The organism is Arthrobacter sp. UYP4 (assembly GCF_057291175.1).
The window spans coordinates 1,764,972-1,779,851 of record NZ_JBXAVU010000001.1 but is presented as its reverse complement, the minus strand read 5'-3'; the positions used below and the strand labels follow the sequence as shown (position 1 = coordinate 1,779,851).

At 70.2% G+C, this 14,880-nt stretch carries 17 protein-coding genes and 1 riboswitch; of the genes, 11 read left to right on the top strand and 6 right to left on the bottom strand.

Annotation, left to right across the window (positions count from 1 at the left end):
- Positions 1-2: 2 nt before the first annotated feature.
- Positions 3-800, bottom strand: a complete 798-nt coding sequence (locus tag AC0Z9V_RS08340; RefSeq protein WP_485141223.1) for a methyltransferase domain-containing protein — start codon at positions 798-800, stop codon at positions 3-5.
- Between the two features lie 28 nt (positions 801-828).
- Positions 829-1,299 carry a MarR family winged helix-turn-helix transcriptional regulator gene (locus tag AC0Z9V_RS08335; RefSeq protein WP_459287527.1) on the bottom strand — a complete coding sequence of 157 codons (471 nt, stop codon included), beginning with the start codon at positions 1,297-1,299 and terminating at the stop codon, positions 829-831.
- A 100-nt stretch (positions 1,300-1,399) separates the two neighbouring features.
- Here AC0Z9V_RS08335 and AC0Z9V_RS08330 point away from each other — a divergent pair, with 100 nt between their 5' ends.
- The 5 genes from AC0Z9V_RS08330 (at position 1,400) to AC0Z9V_RS08310 (ending at position 6,679) form a co-directional block, all read left to right on the top strand.
- Positions 1,400-3,550, top strand: a complete 2,151-nt coding sequence (locus AC0Z9V_RS08330) for an efflux RND transporter permease subunit (RefSeq protein ID WP_133081294.1) — start codon at positions 1,400-1,402, stop codon at positions 3,548-3,550.
- A 160-nt stretch (positions 3,551-3,710) separates the two neighbouring features.
- On the top strand, positions 3,711-3,983 hold the full coding sequence (locus AC0Z9V_RS08325; RefSeq protein WP_208740146.1) for a hypothetical protein: 273 nt from the start codon (positions 3,711-3,713) through the stop codon (positions 3,981-3,983).
- A gap of 117 nt (positions 3,984-4,100) precedes the next feature.
- A complete protein-coding gene (locus AC0Z9V_RS08320; protein WP_133081292.1) occupies positions 4,101-4,850 on the top strand; it encodes a response regulator in 750 nt (249 codons plus the stop codon).
- The gene (locus AC0Z9V_RS08315) at positions 4,847-6,361 is read left to right on the top strand and encodes a sensor histidine kinase (protein ID WP_485141222.1); all 1,515 of its coding nucleotides are present in this window, start codon (positions 4,847-4,849) and stop codon (positions 6,359-6,361) included. Before AC0Z9V_RS08320 ends, AC0Z9V_RS08315 begins: the two co-directional genes overlap by 4 nt.
- 57 nt (positions 6,362-6,418) lie before the next feature.
- Positions 6,419-6,679, top strand: a complete 261-nt coding sequence (locus AC0Z9V_RS08310) for a DUF6221 family protein (RefSeq protein WP_133081290.1) — start codon at positions 6,419-6,421, stop codon at positions 6,677-6,679.
- A gap of 31 nt (positions 6,680-6,710) precedes the next feature.
- Here the strand turns inward: AC0Z9V_RS08310 and AC0Z9V_RS08305 are convergent, their stop codons facing one another.
- The gene (locus AC0Z9V_RS08305) at positions 6,711-6,947 is read right to left on the bottom strand and encodes a YegP family protein (protein WP_459287522.1); all 237 of its coding nucleotides are present in this window, start codon (positions 6,945-6,947) and stop codon (positions 6,711-6,713) included.
- 369 nt (positions 6,948-7,316) lie between these two features.
- Between AC0Z9V_RS08305 and AC0Z9V_RS08300 the strand changes: the two genes are divergently transcribed.
- Entirely contained in the window at positions 7,317-7,766 is a 450-nt protein-coding gene (locus tag AC0Z9V_RS08300; RefSeq protein WP_485141221.1) for an Hpt domain-containing protein, read from the top strand.
- Here AC0Z9V_RS08300 and AC0Z9V_RS08295 read toward each other — a convergent pair.
- Together AC0Z9V_RS08295 and AC0Z9V_RS08290 are read right to left on the bottom strand one after the other, a co-directional pair.
- On the bottom strand, positions 7,763-8,620 hold the full coding sequence (locus tag AC0Z9V_RS08295; RefSeq protein WP_459268029.1) for a response regulator transcription factor: 858 nt from the start codon (positions 8,618-8,620) through the stop codon (positions 7,763-7,765). The genes AC0Z9V_RS08300 and AC0Z9V_RS08295 overlap by 4 nt on opposite strands.
- A gap of 140 nt (positions 8,621-8,760) precedes the next feature.
- Positions 8,761-8,835, bottom strand: a riboswitch (cyclic di-GMP riboswitch).
- 97 nt (positions 8,836-8,932) lie between these two features.
- Entirely contained in the window at positions 8,933-9,835 is a 903-nt protein-coding gene (locus tag AC0Z9V_RS08290; protein ID WP_485141220.1) for a LysR family transcriptional regulator ArgP, read from the bottom strand.
- Between the two features lie 68 nt (positions 9,836-9,903).
- Between AC0Z9V_RS08290 and AC0Z9V_RS08285 the strand changes: the two genes are divergently transcribed.
- Positions 9,904-10,503: a LysE/ArgO family amino acid transporter gene (locus tag AC0Z9V_RS08285; protein ID WP_208739325.1), complete on the top strand. Its 600-nt coding sequence runs from the start codon at positions 9,904-9,906 to the stop codon at positions 10,501-10,503.
- Positions 10,504-10,608: 105 nt separating this feature from the next.
- Here AC0Z9V_RS08285 and AC0Z9V_RS08280 read toward each other — a convergent pair whose 3' ends face one another.
- A complete protein-coding gene (locus AC0Z9V_RS08280) occupies positions 10,609-11,040 on the bottom strand; it encodes a DUF7793 family protein (RefSeq protein ID WP_485141219.1) in 432 nt (143 codons plus the stop codon).
- A 219-nt stretch (positions 11,041-11,259) separates the two neighbouring features.
- Between AC0Z9V_RS08280 and AC0Z9V_RS08275 the strand changes: the two genes are divergently transcribed.
- The 4 genes from AC0Z9V_RS08275 to AC0Z9V_RS08260 all read left to right on the top strand — a co-directional run bounded on the left by AC0Z9V_RS08275 (position 11,260) and on the right by AC0Z9V_RS08260 (position 14,872).
- The gene (locus AC0Z9V_RS08275) at positions 11,260-11,874 is read left to right on the top strand and encodes a TetR/AcrR family transcriptional regulator (protein ID WP_485141218.1); all 615 of its coding nucleotides are present in this window, start codon (positions 11,260-11,262) and stop codon (positions 11,872-11,874) included.
- 205 nt (positions 11,875-12,079) lie between these two features.
- Entirely contained in the window at positions 12,080-13,228 is a 1,149-nt protein-coding gene (locus tag AC0Z9V_RS08270; protein WP_133081282.1) for a GGDEF domain-containing protein, read from the top strand.
- Positions 13,229-13,361: 133 nt separating this feature from the next.
- Positions 13,362-14,096 (top strand): DUF4956 domain-containing protein, encoded by a 735-nt coding sequence (locus AC0Z9V_RS08265; RefSeq protein WP_485141217.1) that lies wholly within the window; start codon positions 13,362-13,364, stop codon positions 14,094-14,096.
- Positions 14,093-14,872, top strand: coding sequence for a polyphosphate polymerase domain-containing protein (locus AC0Z9V_RS08260; protein ID WP_485141216.1), 780 nt, complete (start codon positions 14,093-14,095; stop codon positions 14,870-14,872). Before AC0Z9V_RS08265 ends, AC0Z9V_RS08260 begins: the two co-directional genes overlap by 4 nt.
- Positions 14,873-14,880: the final 8 nt, after the last annotated feature.

The window sequence follows — 14,880 nt, the reverse complement described above, 5'->3', positions numbered from 1 at the left end:
AGCTAGTCGCGCGCGAGGATCTCCACGCTCGGCAGGAGGAACACGCCGTCGTCCCTGCGTGCCCACCGGCGCCACCCGTCGGCCAGCCGGTCGAGGGTCGGCTGGTCGGCGAGGCCGCGGTCGAGCGTCTGTTCGGCGAAGGCCGAGTGCAGCACGCGTTCCGCCCAGGATTCGGCATGGAAGCGGCGGTCCTCGGCGGTGGCATAGGTCCAGTTCGACGACGACACCTCGACGTCCGCGAAGCCGGCCTCGGCCGCCCAGCCGGGGAGTCTCCGTCCCGCGTCGGGCTCGCCACGGTTGCCGCGCGCCAGCGTGCCGTAGAGCTCGCGCCATTCGTCCAGCTCGTCGATGGCGGGATACCAGGTCATCGCTCCGAAGTCCGCTTCGCGGACGGCCACGATGCCGCCGGGCCGCACCACGCGGCGCATCTCGCGCAGTGCTGCCACGGGGTCGGCCAGGTGCTGCAGGAGCTGGTGGGCGTGGACGACGTCGAAGGACTCGTCGGCGGCGTCGAGGTCGTACACGTTGCCCTCGCGGAACTCGACATTCGCCACGTCCGCGTGGGCCTCGGATGCCTGGGCCACGACGTCCGCCGAGCTGTCGATGCCGAGCACCGACCCGGGTGCGACGATGTCGGCGAACCCCGCCGTGATGCTGCCCGGGCCGCAGCCGATGTCCAGCAGGTCGAGGCCGCTCTCGAGGAAGGGTTCGAGATAGGCGGCCGACGACGCGACGGTGCGTGCCGCATGCGCTGCCGTCACGCTCGGGTGGTGTCCGTGGGAGTAGACCTCGTCGTTCATACCTCGAGGCTAGCCGGTGGTGGGTCCGTCAGTCTGCGTCGGCGTCGTGCAGCGCCTCATTCTTCGCCGCGACCGTGGCCTCGGTCACCTTCCGCATCATGTCCCGCAGGAGCGCCAGGTCCTCGTCCGAGTACTCGTCCAGGACCGCGTTGATGTGGCGGGCGAGCGGCGCGAACAGCATGGCACCCGTGATGCGCGCCTTCTCCGTCATCTCGAGGTGGACCTGCCGCCGGTCCACCTCACTGCGCCGGCGCGTCACATGGCCGGCGGAATCGAGGCGGTCGACGAGTGCGGTGGTGGCCGGTGAGCTCAGGTTCAGTTCCTCCCGCAGGAGCCCGGGCGTGACCGTGAGGCCGGCGCGTGCCGCGCCCATCATGATGCCCAGGGCGTGGAGGTCCGTGCGGTAGAGGCTGTCCCGTTCGCTGGCGACGTCGACATAGCGGTCCGTCTCGACCGTGAACTGCTGCATGAGTGCCATGAGCTCGTCCCTCGCAGCCATGATCCCTCGCCTTCTTTCGCCTCCAGTTTAGGCTGGTTCCTATTATCTCCATGATAGATATACTTTACGATAGAGATAATTTCTGGGAGATGGAGAGATCATGAGGAACAGCTGGTTGAGGGTCCTGCTGCCCGTCGTCGTCGTACTGATCTGGCTGGTCGGGGCAGCGGTGGGCGGTCCGACGTTCGGGCGCCTCGAGGAGGTCTCGAGCAACGACCAGGCATCGTTCCTGCCCGCGAGCGCCGAATCCACCGAGGCGGGCGAGCTGCAGCAGCGGTTCAGCGACTCGGACGCCGTCCCCGCGGTCCTCGTCGCCGAGTCGGACACCGCCATCGGGCCGCAGGACCTCGGCCTGTACGAGGAGGTCGGGGTGGCGCTCGGCGAGGTGGAGGGGCTGGAACCCCCGGCCGAGGGAGCGCCCGCCGTCGCCGGACCCATCCCGTCCGAGGACGGGCTGGCCGTCCAGTACATCGCCTTCGTCTCCTCCGACGCCGAACTCGCAGAGGTGGTCGGGGAGTTGCGCACCGTCCTGGCGGACGAACTACCCGACGGCGTGACCGGCTACGTGACCGGACCGGCGGGCTTCACCAACGATCTCGTGGAGGCCTTCGGCGGCATCGACGGGATCCTGCTCGGAGTGGCACTCGGAGCGGTGTTCCTCATCCTCCTCGCCGTCTACCGCTCCATCGTGCTGCCGTTCCTGGTGCTGCTGACCTCGGTGTTCGCGCTGGCGACGTCGATCCTGCTGGTGTTCGGTCTCGCGAAGCTCGACTGGATCCAGCTCAGCGGGCAGAGCCAGGGCATCCTGTCGATCCTCGTGATCGGTGCGGCCACCGACTATGCGCTGCTGCTCGTAGCCCGGTTCCGGGAGGCGCTCGCCGAGCACGAGACCACCTGGCACGCCATGCGGGTGGCCTACCGCGGGTCGGTGGAACCCATCCTGGCCTCCGGCGCGACGGTGATCCTCGGGCTGCTGTGCCTGCTGTTCTCCGATCTCAACTCGAACAGGAGCCTCGGGCCGATCGCGGCCATCGGCATCGTCTTCTCGCTGGCCGCAGCGCTGACCCTCCTCCCGTCGCTCCTCCTCCTGTTCGGCAGGGCGGCGTTCTGGCCGCTGCGCCCGCGCTACGACGCCGGGCTCTCGACCGCCGTCGCCCCCCACCATGGCAGGCATGCCGCACCGACCGCCGCAGGCGCGGAGATCGGCCTGGAGCGGCTCAGGGGCATCTGGAAGCGGGTCGCACTGCTGGTGGCCCGCCGGCCCCGCGTCCTGTGGATCGCGTCACTGCTCATCCTCGTCGCCGGTGCGCTCGGCCTCACCCAGCTCCAGGCCAGTGGCGTGCCGCAGTCGGCACTGATCCTCGCGCCGTCGAACGCCGTCGACGGGCAGGAGGCCCTCGGTCGCCACTTCGACGCCGGATCCGGCAGCCCCGTCTACGTGGTCGCACCGGAGGCAGACTCCGACGCCGCCCTCGATGTGGTCACCGGGCAGGACGGCATCTCGGGCGCGGCGCTGACCGTCGACGCCGCGGGAGTGCCCGCCGTCGAGGACGGGCAGGTCCTGATCAGCGGGACGCTCGAGTTCCAGGCGGACTCCGGGCAGGCGGAGGACGTGGTGCGGGAGCTGCGGACGGCGCTCGACGACGCCAGTCCCGACGCGCTGGTGGGCGGCGTCACCGCGGTGGCGATCGACACCAACGACACGGCCCTCGCGGACCTCGTCAAGATCATCCCGATCGTGCTGCTCGTCATCCTCGGAGTGCTGATCGTCCTGCTGCGCTCCGTCGTCGCACCCGTGCTCCTCGTGGCCAGCGTGGCGCTCTCGAACGCCACGGCCCTGGGCGTCTCCGCACTGGTGTTCAACGGCATCTTCGGGTTCGAGGGCGCCGATGCCTCCGTGCCGCTCTTCGCCTTCGTGTTCCTGGTGGCGCTCGGCGTGGACTACAACATCTTCCTCATGACCCGGGTACGCGAGGAGTCGCTGCGCATCGGCACGCGGCCGGGCATCCTCCGGGGGCTCGGCGTCACGGGCGGGGTGATCACCTCTGCCGGCGTGGTCCTGGCGGCGACCTTCGCCGCGCTGGGCGTGATCCCGATCCTGTTCCTCGCGCAGATCGCGTTCATCGTGGCGTTCGGCGTGCTGCTGGACACCGTGCTGGTCCGCTCGCTGCTGATCCCCGCGCTCGCCTACGACATCGGACCGAAGATCTGGTGGCCGTCCGGGCTGGGCAGGGTCGCGTCGCCACGGTAGCCGCGCGCGTCCGCCGGCGGCCACCGCCGGGTCCGTGCACCGGTCGCTGACAGCCCGTAGCTGTGCGTTTCCTGCACAGCGACCGCACAGCTACGGGAAAGCCCTGCCCCAGGTGCCGGCACCAGGCTGGAGGAACACCACCAGCCCGCAGGAGGACGCCGTGATCAGCTACCGACCCACCCCCGAACTCACCCCCGAACTCACCCCTGGACGCAAGGGCATCAGGGCGGCCATCGGTGCCATGGCCCTGGTCGCGGTGCTCGGCACCACGGCGTTCGCTCCGGTCGGCGCCGATCCCACGGCGCCCGTCGCCGGCGCCCGGACCGCCGTCGTCGTGGGGACCACCCTCCCGGCGGAGCAGGCCATCGTCCGGAGGCAGGATCCCGGCGGCTCGCTCGACCAGGGCGCTGCAGCGGGACCCCTCTCCGCCTGAGACCCCGGTCCTCCGGACCCGTGCGGGATACTGGACGGGACCTTCGACCGACCGCACCGCTCCGCCCGCAGCGCACGCCGGCCCCGCCGCATCCCAGACGACACCAAGGTAGACACGATGGCCGACGCCACGCACCACTCCATGACCGACAACCTGCCGCGGTTGGCGCACCCGGACGGCAGCCCTATCCGGGCGCTCGTGGTGGACGACGAGACGAGCCTCGCGGAACTCGTGAGCATGGGCCTGAGGATGGCCGGCTGGAGCGTGACGACCGCCGGCGACGGCGCCACGGCGATATCCGCGGCACGGGATTTCCGCCCCGACGTCCTCGTGCTCGACGTCATGATGCCCGGCGTCGACGGCATCGAGGCGCTGAAGAAGATCCGCACCTTCGCACCGAACGTCCCGGCCCTCTTCCTCACGGCCAGGGACGCCGTGCAGGACCGCATCTCCGGGCTGTCCGCCGGCGGCGACGACTACGTCACCAAGCCCTTCAGCATGGAAGAACTCATGCTGCGCCTCCACCGCCTCGTCCAGCGCTCCGGCGTCGCGGCGTCGGACTCCGCGGAACTGGTGGTCGGCGACCTCGTGATGAACGTGGACACGCGCGAGGTCACCCGCAACGGAGAGGACATCGCCCTGACCTCGACCCAGTGGGAGCTGCTGCGCTACCTCATGGAGAACCCGCGCCGCGTGGTCAGCAAGGCGCAGATCCTCGACAACGTCTGGAACTACGACTTCGGCGGCCAGGCGAACATCGTCGAGCTGTACATCTCCTACCTCCGCAAGAAGATCGACGCCGGGCGTGCACCGATGATCCACACCGTTCGGGGCGCCGGCTACGTCCTCAAACCCGCCGCCTCATGACCCCGCAGGACCCCGCCGGCGATCGACCGGGCCATCGGCCGCTGCACCTGCGCACGAAACTGATCCTGGCGACCCTCGCCCTGCTCACGGCGATCTGCATCGCGATCGGCGTCCTCAGCCACCTCGCCATGAGCAGCTACCTGACCCGCCAGCTCGATGCTGCCCTCGAGCCCGCCGCCGGCCGGGCGGGCTACCCCGGCGGGCGACCACCGGGGAACGACCAGCGGCCGTCCCGTGACGTCGACCCGGAGAACGCAGCCGGCCAGCGACCGGGAACCCTCAACGCGGTGTTCGACGACGGTGAGGCGCGGAACTCCGCGCTCGTGCAGGACGACGGCACGACCGAGCCCCTCACCGGAGCCGATCTCGACCTGCTGGCCGGCATCGAACCCGCCGACGGTCCCGAGGAACTGGTGCTCTCGAGCGGGCGCTACCGGGTGGACGCGGCGGACCTCCCCGTCGCGTTCGACCCCGACGGCGGCGTCCTGGTCACCGGTCTGTCCACGGCGGAGCGGGACAGCACCCTCGTATCCCTGGACATCACCGTCGCCGCGCTCTCCCTCGCCGGGCTGGCTCTCACGGGCCTTGCCGGCACGGTGATCATCCGCCGGTCCCTGCGCCCGCTCGAGGAACTCTCCGCCGTGGCGACGTCCGTCTCGCAGCTCCCGCTGTCCTCGGGGGAGGTGGCCATCCCCGTGCGGGTCCCGCCTGCCGCAGCGCAGCCGGGCACGGAGGTCGGGACGGTGGGGCTGGCCCTGAACGAGATGATCGACCACGTCACCAGTGCGCTGCGGGAACGCCACGCGAGCGAGACGAAGGTGCGGCAGTTCGTCGCCGACGCGAGCCACGAACTGCGCACCCCCCTGACGTCCATCCGCGGCTACACCGAGCTGATCCTGATGAGTGAGATCGTCAGTCCGTCCGGCCGTGCCGCGCTCGAACGCGTCGACAGCGAGTCCAAGCGCATGTCCTCCCTCGTCGAGGACCTCCTGCTGCTCGCGCGACTCGACGAGGGCCAGCGCGGCGAGGCGTCCGACGTCGACCTGACGGAACTGGTCATCGAGACGACGAGCGACGCCCGGGTGGCCGCCCCGGACTATGCCTGGAGCCTGGACCTGCCGGACGAGCCCGTCGAGGTACGCGCCGTCGGGGCCGAGATCCGCCAGGTGCTCATCAACCTGCTCGCCAACGCACACAGACACACCCCGCCGGGTACCGCGATCTCCACGGCGCTCGCAGCCGGCGACGGAAGGGCGAGCATCACCGTCACGGACTCGGGTCCCGGCATCGACCCGGCGTTCCTCGACACGATCTTCCTGCGCTTCAGCAGGGGCGACGCCGCGCGGAGCGCGAGCGCAGGGAGCACCGGTCTCGGGCTGGCGATCGTCCAGGCTCTCGTCGAAGCCAACAGTGGAACCATCAGCGTGACCAGCGAGCCCGGCCGCACCCGGTTCACCGTGGACCTGCCGCTCCCGCCGGCGGGTCGCGACCCCGACCAGGAGCGCCCCTAAGCCCACCGCACAGCGTGGAGTACGGCCATGCCGTGGGCGCTCGATAGGCTCAGGGGTATGAACGAACTCGCCGACTTCCTGGACGCACGCATCACCGAGGACGAGAAGGCCGCCCGCGTGGGCAACCTTCCCGAGGAGGTGTGGGGTGCCCGCGGGTGGTACGACCCCGAGCGTGTCCTTGCGGAGTGCCGGTCGAAGAGGAAGCTCATCGATTACGTGAGTGCCGGCCTCGACGAATCGGACGGGCTCGCGGTCCTCCGGCTGGTGGCCCTGCCGTGGGCAGGCCATACCGCCTATCGCCAGGACTGGAGGGCCTAGGCGCGGGCGTGCTTCGCCTCCTTCGGACGGACTAGCCGGGAGCGGGTCCGGCGGAGCGTTGCGGGGCGCCCTCGGGAGAAGGCGTCGGCGGGCAGAGGTCCGTGATCAGCCCGGTCCCGGCGCACTCCCGGACGGCCCGGATGCCCGCCACGGCCGCCGCCTTCCCCGGGAACGGCTTGGACACTGCGATGACCGTCCCGTCCGGTGTCTTCAACCTGAACCTGAAGGCATCGTCCCGATCATGGAAGAGTTCGAACGCCGCGGCCATGGTGCCCCCTGCAATCGTCCCGGACAGAAGGACTGCTCGGGCTCGCTGTCGAATCCGGGACTCGAGGCCGAGTCCCGTCTGGCCCGGTGACGGAATAGGGCTTGCCCCATGTGACCCCAGCCACACCCAAGCCCCGATGATAAGCAGTCTGCGGACTACTGGCGAGTACGTGTCATCGGCGAACCGGGGCCGATGCCCGGTCCGGGAGGGAACGCCTGGAGGAAGAACGCCGCCCGACCGGTGCCGCAATCAGTGCAGTGGCCCGACGGACCGCATGGCTCCGTAGGGGCGCCTCCGCCATTCCACAAGCTTTGCGCAAGAAGCTGTGGATACCGCACCGCCTCCTCCCGCCGTCGCTACCCTTGAACTGTGCCCATCCATCCGACCCCGCCTCCTGGCCAGCACCAGGAGGGGACGGCGCTCCCGCAGGGCGACGCCGTCCGGGTCCCGGACGCGTCGGGCAGGGCTGCGCCTCTCCTGGACCTCGACGTCCTGCGGGACATGGAGCGCGACTTCCCGGACACGTTCGTCGTCGAGCGTTTCGCCCGCGACTTCTCCGAGACGCTGGAAGGGAAGATCGACCGCCTGGAGGCCTGGCTGCAGGACGGCGACCCCATGGCCGCCCAGGACGCCGTGCTCAGCGTGACGACGTCGGCGGCGATGGTGGGAGCCACGCGCCTGAAGCAGGCCGCACTCGCCACGCAGCGCTTCCTCGCTGCCGACGACCTCGGCGCCGCTCAGCGGTCGGTCGCGCTGCTCCGGGGCTGTGCGACCGATACCGTCCGTGAACTGCTCGACACCTACCTGGGACGCCACTAGCCGGACGCGCGCTCCTGCCCCGGATCGACGCGCCTCGGCATGATCCGGAAGCCCACGCCACGCACCGTCGTGATGAGCTCGGGGTCGCCTTCCGATCGGGCGAGTTTCTGGCGCAGGTTGGCGATGTGCACCTCGATGGCACGTTCGTCCGTGCGGCTCACGAAGTTGTACCCGCGGTAGTCACGGCCGCGGGACACGCGGACCAGCTCCTCCTTCGTGCGCACGGCGCCGTTGCTCGCCATCAACTCGTGGAGCAGGTTGAACTCGGTCTTCGTGAGCGGCAGCTCGACGCCGGAGCAGGTCGCCGTGCGGGCTTCGCTGTCCACGACGAGGCTGCCGTTCCGCAGGAGGCCTGCCGTCCCCTTGGCGGTCCCGGCGTCCGTGGGACGATCGGGTGCAGTCGCAGGTCCTGGCGCAGGTCCTGCTGCTGCGGGCGGCTGTGTCGGAGGGTGCTGCGCGTTCTGGCCGATGCGCGGCCTGCGGAGCATCGCGTCGATGCGCGCCCTGAACTCGCGGGGGCGGAAGGGCTTCAGCACGTAGTCGTCGGCGCCGGCCTGGAGCGCCGTGAGGATGTCCATCTCGTCCGTGCGTCCGCTGAGGACGATCACGTAGCAGTCCGTCGTGGAGCGGATCCGCCGTAGGACCTCGTACCCGTCGATATCGGGCAGTCCGATGTCCAGCGTGACCACGGCCGGGTGTTCCCGGCGGACGACGTCGACACCCTCGCGGCCGCTGGACACGCCGCTGACCTGGAAGCCACCCTGCTCGAGGATGGCGGACACGAGGTTCCTGATGTCGAGATCGTCCTCGATCACGACGGCGGCCCGGCGGTCACCGGAGAGGGGGCTATTCATGACCGGGTGCCTGATGGTGGCGGTTGGCCCAGCGCGGCGTCACCAGGACCGCCGCCGTCCGTGTGGACCCCGGGGAGTACCGTGCTGGGAGGACTGTATTGACTTGGCGTGTCCGAGGCATACTCCGTGGACCTGTTCTCTTCGGCGGCCCGGCTGACCTCGTGGGTTCCGTGGCTTTGCGTCCCCGGTTCGCACCGGGTTTGCCTTTGTCGACGAGCGGCTGCCCGCCCGACGATCTTAGCAATGTCGGGTGACACTTCTGCCACTGCGGGTGCGCAGCAGGAGAAGCCGGTCCGAAGGGGCCCGAGACGCTCACGCCGTCCCTGCTCCCGGCCGGCGCAGGACGGCGGACGCGCGGAGGACCGCCTCGCCGACGGCATCGAGGGACCGGGAGCCGTGCCGCCACTGCTGCCAGTGGAGCGGGACGTCCACGTGGCCACCCGGCTCGAGGGGGCTGACGTCGCCGGTGGGTGGTCCGGCCTCCAGCTCGAGTTCGGACATCAGCCCCCACCCCATGCCGAGCCGGATCGCGTCGGCGAACTCCTGCGCTGCCGGGACGAAGTGGCGGGGCGGGGAGACGGGCCGCCCGGTACGGGTGCGCAGGTAGCGGTCCTGCAGGTCGTCCTTGCGGTCGAAGACGATCACGGGAGCGTCCGCGAGGCGGTCCGGGCCCGCACCGTCGGGGAACCACTTCTCCCGGAAAGCCCGCGCGCACACCGGGACGTAGCGCATGATGCCCAGGGGCCGGGACGAGCATCCCTGCACGGGCTCGGCGATGGAGGTGATGGCTGCGGCGGCGGTCCCGTCGCGCAGCAGATCGAGGGAATGCTGCTGGTCCTCCCGCAGTATCTCGACCTGCAGGCTCTCGGCGAGTGGTGCCAGGGCCGGCAGGACCCAGGTGTGCAGCGAGTCCCCGTTGATGACGATCGTGATGCGCTGGTGCTGCCGTTCGCCGGCGGCTCCCAGCTCGGAGGCGAGGTCCGCGGACAACAGGTCGAACTGACGTGCGAAGCGGACGATGGCCTCGCCGGCCTCGGTGGGATGCAGCGGACGGGTGCGTGTGATCACCGGACGCCCGACGGCCACCTCGAGTGCGCGGATGCGCTGGCTCACCGCCGAGGGCGTCACCGAGAGCAGGGCGGCGGCCCCCTCGAAGCTACCCTCCCCTACGATGGCCGCGAGGGCCCTTGCCTGCGCCGGTTCGATGCTCGACATAAGCCCGTCTTACCACACTGAAGAACCATTAGCTGGCCTGAAGGCCCTTCCACTCCTACCGTGGTGATGTGATCGCTTCCGCTGCTACCGGCCTCGCTGCCGGACTGACCCTGATCGTCGCCATCGGCTCCCAGAACGCCTTCGTCCTGAGCCAGGGCCTGCGGCGGTCCCACGTGGCCTTGGTCGTGACCGTGTGCGCACTCTCGGATCTCGTGCTGATCGCCCTCGGAGTCGGCGGACTGGGTGTGGTGGTCACCGGCGCCCCCGTCGTCCTCGAGGTGGTGCGCTGGGCAGGGGCAGCCTTCCTCACCGGCTATGCGGTGGTTGCCGCGCGCCGGGCCGTCCGGGGTGGCACGCTCGATGCCGACAGCCGGACGGGCACCTCCTGGCGGGCCGCGCTCGGTACCTGCCTCGCCCTCACCTGGCTGAACCCGCACGTCTACCTCGACACCGTGCTGCTGCTGGGATCGCTGGCCAGCACCCACGGGACCCCGGGGAAGTGGTGGTTCGCAGCGGGAGCCGGCCTGGGGAGCATCCTCTGGTTCACGGCACTCGGTGTCGGTGCGCGGTACCTCGCCCCGGTCTTCACCCGACGGTGGGCCTGGCGTGTGCTCGACGGGTCGATCGCCGTCGTCATGCTCGTCCTCGCGGTGATGCTCGTCGTGTAGCCGCGCGGGTGAGCGGGCGGGGCACCACCGCGGCAACGCCGTCGGCGCGGTCTGCCGGAGGCAGGCGTCGGGAGACGGCGGTCGTCCCACCGGCCGGAAGGGCGGCTAACGCCAGGAGCCGACGATCGCCTGTGCTGCCGGGATCGGGCCGACCGCGGTGCGGGGTGACCGTCGGAGCAACCAGGTCAGGGCCTCGTCCCGTCGCTCGAAGTACTCGATCGGGTACGACGGCCGGTGCACCGCCTGGAAGTGGGCGACGAGCACCCTCTCGACGGGCGAAGCGCCGACGACGGCGACCGCCGGGAGGTTCCGCGCGGAGGACAGTGCGGTGAACGCTTCCCTGGAGAGGGTGACCATGCCGTTGAGGTCGGCCAGGATCGGAGGAAGGCATCCCGGGGCCAGTGCCTGCACGCGGACCCCGAGTGCCTCGATGTCGCCCGCGGTCACTTCGATGGATCTCGCCCAGCGCAGCGTCAGCACGCCGGTCGCGAGGTACTCCAGGTGGAACCTGGCGGTCTCCGCGGAAGGTGGATTCACCGGGCACCTCCTCCCTCGTGCGGCTGTCGGGCCGGCTCTGTCCTCCCGGGGAAGCGGTACCGGCGGCCTCTTCCGGGGCCGCCGGCACCGTGGATCGGGTCTCACGCCTCTCCAGGTGTCCGACGGCTGGGGGAACCGCCGGACGGTCCAGCGTACCCGACGGGCAGACCGGTCTGTCTACCCTAGGATGGACGGACGAGTCGACAGCAGGGGAGATCCATGGTTGCAGCGGCGGCAGTCCAGACGAAGGACGCCCGGGAGCGGATCCTCGGGACGTCGTACGACCTGTTCCTGCAGCGCGGGGTCCGGGCTGTCGGGGTGAACGAGATCATCGCGACGGCCGGCGTGGCCAAGGCGACCTTCTATCATCACTTCCCGTCGAAGGACGATCTGGTCATGGCGTTCTTCGAGCGCCGTCAGCGCCTCTTCACGATCGGCTATCTCGGGGCGGAGAGCGAGCGCCGCGCGGATACGCCCCGCGGACAGCTGCTGGCGATCTTCGACATCTTCGACGAGTGGTTCCACACGCCGGACTTCGCCGGCTGCCCCTACATCCGTGCCCTGCTGGAAACCGGCCCGCGGCATGCGATCGGGGCGGCCGCCGTCCTCTACCTGGACGACATCCGTTCCACGGTCGAGAAGGCCGCCACGGCGATGGGCCTGACCGACGCGGAGGATTTCGCCTACTGCTGGCTGGTCCTCATGCAGGGCGCCGTCGTCTCGGGTGTGGGCATCGATCCCGGCAGCAGTGCACGGATCAAGCGGCTCGGGAAGCACCTCATCGGCCTCCACACGCCCATCGAGGGCGGGGAGGCAGACTGGACCATCCGATAGGGGTGTGCCTCGTCCGCGCCCGGATCGGCCCCCGCGTCCGCGTTCGCTACCATCGGTAGCACCACCTCGGGCGGTGCACGACCTGCGCGAGGACCGGGCACGGCCTGTGCAGGGGCGGTCGATCGTTGCGGCGAGGCCGTATCCGGTCAGGCTTCGGGGAGCTGCCTGGGCGGCCGGAGGGACATCGCGCGATGGCGGGAGCTGCATGAGGCTGGATGTTGTGACGCTGCAGGTTGCGTTCGGCGTGATCGCGCTGACCCTGCTGGTGCTGTTCTACGGCGTGAGCGTGCGGCGCAGCCACTCCACCTACAGCACCTGGTGGTGCGCGGCGATCGCCTCGTTCCTCACGGGCACCGGTCTCTACCTGTGTGATGGTACGGTCCACCAGGTCTGGGCCAACCCGGCCGGCAACGCCCTGCTGGTGGCAGGAGCCGCATGCGTGTGGGCCGGCGCGCGGGCCCTGCGCACGACGGCACCGAGACCGTGGCAGATCCTGATCGCACCGGTCATCACGGTGGTGGCCTCCGCCTTCGACAGCCCGTCGACGAACACCTGGTCCGCCGGAGGGTTCCTCCTCGCCTTCATGACGTTCTTCATCGGACGCGCCTCCCTCGAGATCTGGCGGCTGGACCCCAACACGACCACCACGCAACGTCCGCTCGCGGTCGCGTCCGGTGCCCTGGGTCTGTACTACCTGTGCCGGTGGATCGCCTTCGTGGCCACCGGCCCCTCCTCGTCGACCTTCCAGACCTACTTCGGCACCGTTCCCACGACCCTGTTCACCATGGTCCTGCTGATCGTGGTGTCCTTCACCATGGCGACCCTCAGCAACGAACAGGCCCTCAAGGAGCTTCGGGCGCAGGCCAGCCACGATGAACTGACGGGGATCCTGAACCGCCGCGGTTTCCTCGAACTGGCGGAGTCCGAGATACGCAACCTGCCGACCCGGGACACCCCGAGCACCCTCGTCCTGGCCGACATGGACAACTTCAAGCAGGTCAACGACACGCACGGACATCCTGCAGGAGACTCGGTCCTCCAGGCGGTCGCGGCAGCCTGTACCCGCTCGGTCCGTTCGACGGACCTCGTCGGACGCTACGGTGGGGAGGAATTCGTCCTCCTGCTCCCCGGCGCAGGGCTCGACAGCGCGGAGCTGGTCACCGAGCTGATCAGCAAGACCCTGCGCATGAGCCAACCCGCCTTCGATTTCCCCCTCCCCACCATCAGCTACGGACTGGCAGCACTGCCGCCCGGGCCCGACCGCATCGGCAACGCGATCGCAGCCGCCGATGTGGCCCTCTACACCGCCAAGGAACTGGGCCGCGACCGCGCCGTCAGGGCGGACCAGCACTGAACGGCATCACGTCCTCACCAGGGGCGGCACGGGCGCCACCTCATATGCCTGGCCTTGGTCCGACACAGCAGTGGCACAGGGTACCCCCGGAACGTAGGAGAAGAATCCTTCCCCACGAACCGGAGACCAGCCCATGAACATCCTGATCCTCATCGCCGCAGACCTCCTGGCGATCACACTCCTGACTGTCGGCCTGTACCTGCGCCGGCACCGCCGTCGCGACCTCGTGGTCTCCTACCTCGGCATGAACGTCGGAGTCCTCGCAGTGGCGACGGCCCTGTCGGGATCCGCGGCCGGCGTCGGCCTGGGCCTCGGGCTGTTCGGTGTCCTCTCCATCATCCGCCTCCGCTCCACCGAGCTGGCACAGCACGAAGTGGCCTACTACTTCTCCGCGCTCGCCCTCGGGCTGATCGCGGGCCTCGGCACGGAGCCGCTGTGGCTCCCGCTCGCCCTCATGGGGCTGATCCTCGCCGTCATGGTCATCGGTGACCACGCACGGGTGCTCCCGGCCTACCGGCATCAGGTCGTGGTGCTGGACCAGGCCATCAGTGACGAGACGATGCTCCGGGTCCGCCTCGCAGAGGTGCTGAACGCCCGGATCCACTCCGCCACCGTGTCCGAGCTGGACCTCGTGAACGACAGGACCACCGTCGAGGTCCGCTACGAGGCGAGCGCCGCCGGTGCCGACGCGCGGCGGGCCCCCGTTCCACCGTCGACCGCCATGCCGCCGCAGGCCCCGGCCGGGACCACCTGCTCCACCGACCTGCCCGAGGCGATGCCCGCAGCCGATCCGGCGCACGTCCCGCCCCTGCCGCCGATTCAGGAGGATCCGGCCGGCAGTGCACGGGCGACGGCGGGTGTGTCGTGAATGCCGGTGCCTTCGCCGGCCTGGACCGCAGGGCGTCCGTCAGCCTCGGGGACCTGAACGGCGCAGCCGCCCTGCAGACCAGGATGGACCGCAAGTACGTGGTCGGGACGCGTCTCGCCGCGAACGTCCTCCGATCGTTCGACGCCGACGTCCGCGTCCTCGAGATGCTGGGGCGGCGGTCCTTCACCTACGACTCGGTCTACTTCGACACCCCGACCCTGGACAGCTACCTCCTCGCCGCCCATGGCAGGCGCCGCCGCTACAAGGTCCGCACCCGCACCTACGTGGACAGCGCTGCCGGCTTCCTCGAGGTGAAGACCGAGGGGGCGCGTGCGGCCACCGTCAAGGAGCGCATCCCCTACGCGCTCTCCGACAGCCACCGCCTCACCCCTCGGGGCCTGGACTACGTCCACGAGACACTCGCCTGCTCCATCGGGTCGGTGCCCTCCGGCGTCCTGCGGCCCGTGATCGAGACGCGCTACCGACGCATCACGCTCTACCTCCCCGCGTCGGGGAGCCGGGCCACGATCGACCTCGGCGTCACCTGGCGCAGGCCCGGTGGCCAGGCCCACGAACTCGACGGCGCCGTCATCATCGAGACGAAGTCCGGCGGCGCGGCCGGCGCCCTCGACCGCCACCTCTGGGCCTCCGGCATCCGGCCCGGCAGGATCTCCAAGTTCGCCACCGGCATGGCCGTCCTCGATCCGACGCTTCCGGCCAACCGGTGGCACCGCACCGTCTCCACCGGACTTCCGCTCCGACTCATCTCCCTCTGACACCACAC